At 68.7% G+C, this 5,616-nt stretch carries 8 protein-coding genes; all 8 read left to right on the top strand.

Features of this window, described 5'->3' with window-relative positions:
* Nucleotides 1-420: lysozyme (locus BMZ69_RS30710; RefSeq protein WP_092163809.1), on the top strand; the 420-nt coding region annotated here is incomplete at its 5' end.
* Nucleotides 421-807, top strand: coding sequence for a hypothetical protein (locus BMZ69_RS30705; protein ID WP_092163808.1), 387 nt, complete (start codon nucleotides 421-423; stop codon nucleotides 805-807).
* Nucleotides 808-814: 7 nt separating this feature from the next.
* The gene (locus BMZ69_RS30700; RefSeq protein ID WP_092163807.1) at nucleotides 815-1,009 is read left to right on the top strand and encodes a hypothetical protein; all 195 of its coding nucleotides are present in this window, start codon (nucleotides 815-817) and stop codon (nucleotides 1,007-1,009) included.
* Nucleotides 1,006-1,419: a hypothetical protein gene (locus BMZ69_RS30695; protein WP_092163806.1), complete on the top strand. Its 414-nt coding sequence runs from the start codon at nucleotides 1,006-1,008 to the stop codon at nucleotides 1,417-1,419. The genes BMZ69_RS30700 and BMZ69_RS30695 overlap by 4 nt, the downstream gene beginning before the upstream one ends.
* Nucleotides 1,416-1,730, top strand: a complete 315-nt coding sequence (locus BMZ69_RS30690) for a hypothetical protein (RefSeq protein ID WP_092163805.1) — start codon at nucleotides 1,416-1,418, stop codon at nucleotides 1,728-1,730. The genes BMZ69_RS30695 and BMZ69_RS30690 overlap by 4 nt, the downstream gene beginning before the upstream one ends.
* Nucleotides 1,731-1,739: 9 nt before the next feature.
* Nucleotides 1,740-2,312: a phage protein Gp27 family protein gene (locus BMZ69_RS30685; RefSeq protein WP_092163804.1), complete on the top strand. Its 573-nt coding sequence runs from the start codon at nucleotides 1,740-1,742 to the stop codon at nucleotides 2,310-2,312.
* On the top strand, nucleotides 2,305-4,026 hold the full coding sequence (locus BMZ69_RS30680; protein WP_092163803.1) for a hypothetical protein: 1,722 nt from the start codon (nucleotides 2,305-2,307) through the stop codon (nucleotides 4,024-4,026). Before BMZ69_RS30685 ends, BMZ69_RS30680 begins: the two co-directional genes overlap by 8 nt.
* A 7-nt stretch (nucleotides 4,027-4,033) precedes the next feature.
* On the top strand, nucleotides 4,034-5,616 hold a 1,583-nt coding region (locus tag BMZ69_RS30675), incomplete at its 3' end, for a phage portal protein family protein (RefSeq protein WP_092163802.1).

Below are 5,616 nucleotides of genomic sequence, written 5' to 3'. Positions count from 1 at the left end.
GCGCTCGCCGTTTCGATCGTCGGCGGCTTCGAGGGCCTGCGCCTCGCTGCCTATCCTGACGTCGTCGGCGTCGCGACCGTCTGCTATGGCGAGACCCGCGGCGTCAGACTGGGCGATCGGCACACGAAGGCCGAATGCGACGCCATGCTGCTCAAGGGGCTGCAGGAATTCGAGCTGGGCGTGCTCGCCTGCACCAAAGTGCCGATGCCAGAGCGCCGGCAGGTCGCCATCGTCTCCTTCGCGTACAATGTCGGCACCGGCGCCTACTGCAAGTCCAGCGTGGCCCGCCTGCTCAATGCCGGCCAGCCTGCGGCGGCCTGCGATGCCCTCCTCAAATGGAACAAGGCCGGCGGCATCGTCTTCCCAGGCCTCACCCGCCGGCGCCAGGCCGAGCGCGCGCTCTGCCGCGAGGGGCTTTAGATGCTGGCCTGGCTCGCCGCCCGCACTGGTCTCGACCGCTTCGTCGTCCTCGGCCTGCTGACTGGCCTGCTGCTCGCGCTCGCGGGCCTCGGCTTCTGGCGCGGCCTGGCCGCGATCGAGCGGCTGCAGGCGCAGGCCGCGGCCGGCGCGCGCGCCGAGCGCGACGCCCATTGGCGGGCCGAGATCGCCGCCGCGAACGCCCAGGCCGAGCGCGCCAGGGCCGAGCAGGCGCAGGCGGTCGCGGCGATCGAGGCCAGGGCGGCGGGCGACGCCGCCCGGCTTCAAACCGACTTGAAAGAGATGGAGGCGGCCAATGCGGCCCTTGCTGGTGGCGACCGTTGCGGGCTGGAGCGCGATCGCGTCCGCCTGCTCGACGGCGCCCGATAAGCCGACCATGAAGGTCGAGTTTCTCCGGCCGGCGCTGCCCGCCGCGGCGCGCCAGCCCTGCGCCGATCCCGTGCGCCTGCCGGCCCGCGACCTGACTGCCGCCGAAGTCACGACCGGCTGGGGCCGCGATCGCGCCGGCCTGAGGATCTGCGAGGCCCGCCGTGCGGCCGCCGTCGCCGCAGTGGATGGAGCAACGCCGTGACGAACCTGGACTGGTCCTCGATCATCGCCGCTGCAAAGGACATCTGGTGGATCGTCTCGGTGCCGCTCACCGTCCTGGTCGGGATCGGCATGTTCTTCCTGCGCAGCCAGTTCCCGACCAAGGAGCAGCACGACGCCCAGACGCAGACCCTGCAGGCGTCGATCAAGGATCTGCGCGACCACGTCGCGGTGAATGAGCGCGCCATCGAGCAGCGCGTCGGCAAGATCGAGTCGGATCTGCGCCAGCTCCCGGATCGTCAGGAGGTCCAGGCGCTCGGCGACCGGATCGGCCGTGTCGAGAAGGAGGTGGCCACCTCGGTCGAGACTGTGCGCGGCGTCGAGAAGACGGTGACGAAGATCGACCACACGCTCGGCCTGATCCTGAAGCACATGCTGGAGAAGAGCCCATGAGCTCGCTTGCCGAAGATCTGGCCAAGGATCGCCGCCTCGTCATCCTGCGCCTGCTCTCCGAAGTGCCGGGGTCCGGCTATTCGCTCTCGGCCTCGATGCTGACCAAGGCGGTGCGCCGCATCCGGCACGCGGTCTATGACGACACGATCGCCGCCGACATCGTCCTGCTGGAGCAGCACGGCCTCGTCCTGCGCGAGGAGGAATTGCACAACGGCAAGACCCTCGTCTTCGCGACGCTGACCAAGCTCGGCCGCGATGTCGCCAACGGCCGCCCGCATCCGATGGTCGACCAGCCCTCGCCGAAGTTCTGAGGGCGCAAGATGGCGAAGCGCCCGAGCTCGATCGACCGTCTCGATCCGGAGGTCCGCGACTGGATCGGCCGCCTGCGCGACCAGGGCCGCACGCTCGACGAGATCATCGCCAAGCTGCGCGAGCTCGACGTCGAGGCGCTGCCGTCGCGCTCGGCGCTGCACCGCCATCTCCAGAAGGCCGAGGCGATCGCGGAACGGCTGCGCAAGAGCCGCGCGGTCGCCGACGTCATCGTCCGCCGCCTGGGCGATGCCGAGCCGGACAAGGCGACCAGGCTCAACATCGAGCTCATGCACCAGGCCGTCTTCGACATGCTGTCCACGGCCGGCGAGGACGGCGAGCCGGTCACGCTGGAGCCGATGCAGGTCATGCTGATGGCCAAGGCGCTCGACCATCTCGGCAAGGCCTCGAAGGACGATGTCGCGCGCACGGTCGCGATCGAGAAGCGCGCGGCCGAGAAGGCGCGGGCCGAGGCGCTCCAGCAGGCCGAGGCGGCCGTGGTGAAGGCGGGCGGGCCGAAGGCACTGACGCCGGAGCTGAAGGAGGCCTTCAAGGCCATGCTGTTCGGCCAGTCCAATGGCTGATGCCGATATTCTGAAAGCGGCCGGCAAGGCGATCCGGAAGGGCGTCGCCGCCGCGGTCGGCGCCGCGATGGCCATCACCGCGGCGACCGCCGACGTCGCGGACCGTCCGAGCCGCGACCAATGGATCGCCATCCGGACCGAGCAGGGCCGCGCCACCGCTGCCGACTGGCGCGAGACCGCGCCGCTGCTCGGCTATCAGCGCGCGATCGCGATCGCCTGCGAGCAATACGACGTCGTCGTCGTCGAGAAGAGCCGTCGCACCGGCGCGACCTGGGGCGCCGCCGCCGATGCCGTGTTGCGCTCGGCGAGCGCGAGCGGCGATGGCGGCATGGACACGCTCTATATGGGCACGTCCCATGACATGGCGAAGGAGTTCATCGACGCCGCCGCCAACTGGGCCCGGCTCTTCGAGCATGTCTGCAGCGAGATCGGCGAGACCATCTTCGACGACGGCTCGGAGGCCGGCGTCAAGGCGCTGAAGATCGATTTCGCCTCGGGCTTCTCGATCGTGGCGCTGTCGTCGAAGCCGCGTAGCTTACGCGGCCGCCAGGGCTTCGCCATCCTCGACGAGGCCGCGTTCGTCGACAATCTCGACGAGCTGATCAAGGCGGCGATGGCCTTCCTCATCTGGGGCGGCAAGGTGCTGATCATCTCGACGCATAACGGCACCGACAACCCGTTCAACCAGCTGATCACCGACATCCGGACCGGCAAGCGCCGCTACGGCCTCGTCCGCTTCGACCTGGACGACGCGCTGCGCGATGGGCTCTTCGAGCGCATCTGCCTGGTCAACGCCCACAAGCACGGCGAGTGGACCGCGGAAAAGGAAGCCGACTGGCGCGAGGATCTGATCGGCAAATACGGCGACGGTGCCGACGAGGAGCTCTACTGCATTCCGAGCGAGGGCTCGGGCGCCTGGCTGACCACGCCGCTGATCGAGGCGCGGATGGTGCAGCCGCCGCCCGGAACGTCGCGCGTCCTGCGCCTGTCGCTGCCGGCCGAGTTCGTGTTCCGTCCGGAGGCGTTCCGCGACGCCGAGATCCAGGCCTGGATCGAGGATGTGCTGCTGCCGGTCATGGACGAGACCATCGACCCGGAGCTGATGAGCGCCTTCGGCCATGACGTCGCCCGCCATCGCGACGCCTCGGTCATGGTTCCCATCCAGATCGGCCGCTCGCTGCGCCGCATCGTGCCCTTCGTGGTCGAGCTCCACCGCGTGCCGTTCGTGCACCAGGAGCAGATCCGCAACGCCATGCTGAGGCGGCTGCCGCGCCTTCTCGGCGGCTGCACCGACGCGACCGGCCTCGGCGCGCAGATGGCCGAAAGCGCCATGCTCAAATTCGGTCGGTCCTTCGTCGAGGTGAAGCTGTCGACGGAATGGTATCGGACCGAGATGCCGCCGCTGAAGGATGCCTTCGAGCAGGACAATATCAGCTTGCCGGCCGATGCCGACCATGTCGGCGACCTGCGCCTGGTCAAGGTCATCCGCGGCGTCGCGCAGATCCCATCCCTGCGCACCACCTCGGCGACCGGCGAGAAGCGCCACGGCGACTTCGCGGTCGGCCTGGCTCTCGCCTATTCCGCGACCCGGATGACCTTCGAAGCCTATGGCTATGAGAGCGCCGGCACGGCCCGGGCCGCACATGGCGCCGGGCATTCGCCCTTCCAGGCCTCGGATGAGCTGATCTCGGATCGCAGCGACGGCCTGTGGTGAGGTAACGATGGCGAAGTTTCAGCTACTCGACCAGTTCGGCGTGCCGGTCTCCAGCAGCGTCCTGACCGAGGAACGCGCCGTCCCGAGCGTCACGGGGATCGACCATCCCTTCGACGCCGTCGTCGCCTCCTTCCTGCACCCGGCGCGCCTGGCGCGGATCCTGCGGGAATCCGGCCGCGGTGAGATGCATGACTTCCTGACCCTGGCCGAGGAGATCGAGGAGCGCGAGCTGCATTACCGCTACGTGATCGAGACCCGCCGCAACGCGGTGACCTCGCTCAACGTGCAGGTCGATCCTGCCTCGGAGGCGCGGCGCGATGTCGAGATCGCCGATTTCCTGCGCGACGAGATCGTCGAGACGCCGGCCTTCCAGACGCTGCCGGACTTTCTCGTCGACGGCCTGTCGAAAGGCTATTCCGTCGTCGAGGTCGTCTGGGAGGTCGGTTCCGCCTGGATTCCCAAGCGCTTCGTCTGGCGGGATCCGCGCCTCTTCCAATGGGATCGGGCGACCCGGAAGGAGCTGCGCCTGCGGGTCCAGGGCGTCGACGACGGGGTGGCGCTCGAGCCGCTGAAATACCTCATCCACATCCCGTTGCTGAAGATGGGGCTGCCGGCGCGAAACGGACTGGCGCGCGTCGGCGCCTGGAGCTTCATGCTCAAGAGCTTCAGCATGAAGGATTGGGCCACCTTCCTGGAAGTTTACGGAATGCCCCTTCGGCTCGGCAAATACGGGCCGAGCTCCTCCGCCGACGATCGCAAGGTCCTGCTCGCGGCGGTCCGCGATCTCGGCCGGGATGCGGCGGCGATCGTGCCGCAGGGCATGGAGATCGAGTTCGTCGAGGCGAAGGGTTTCTCCGACAAGCCCTTCGAATCGAATGTGCGGTTTATCGACGAGCAGGTCTCGAAGGCGGTCATCGGCAAGCCGGGAGACGGTGCCGGCTCGTCGAAGGCTGGCGAGGAGGTGCTCGACCGGGTCCGCGTCGACATCAAGAAGTCGGACGCGCGCGACCTCTCGCTCACCTTGATGGAGCAGATGATCCGCACGACGGTGGATGCGAATTTCGGTCCGCAGAAGCGCTACCCGAAGGTCCATTTTCCGATCCCGGAACGCAAGGATCTGCAGGTCTGGTCGAACGCCGTCGCCCAGCTCGTCGATCGCGGACTGGAGGTCGAGCAGTCGCAGGTCTACGACGTCATAGGTTTGAAGGAGCCGGCCAACAGGGAGGGCGGAACCCCGGTCAAGCTGCTCAAGGTGCCGGCCGCCGGAGGCCCCGCGCCGAAGCCGCCGCCGCAGGTCCCGGTCGAGAAGGCTTCGGCCTGGCGCCTCGATCCGCGCGTCTGTCCGAGCTGTGGCCCGGCGCGCCTGGCCGCGGACGATCCCGAGCAGCAGGACGATATCGACCGGCTGGTCGCCGCGGCGCTCGGCGACTGGCAGCCCGACATGGGCCCGATCGTCGAAGCCATCCAGGCGGCCGCCGCCGCGTCGGCATCCTACGAGGAATTCCAGCAGGCGCTGGAGCGACTGGCCGCCGATCTTCCGGTCGGCGCGCTGGCCGAGCAGATCGCCAGCTTGAACATGATCGGCCGAGG

It is taken from the genome of Allobosea sp. CRIB-10 (assembly GCF_900112185.1).
Classification (GTDB): domain Bacteria; phylum Pseudomonadota; class Alphaproteobacteria; order Rhizobiales; family Beijerinckiaceae; genus Allobosea.
Note: the sequence above shows the minus strand (reverse complement) of the source record. Positions and strands in the feature narration are given on the sequence as shown.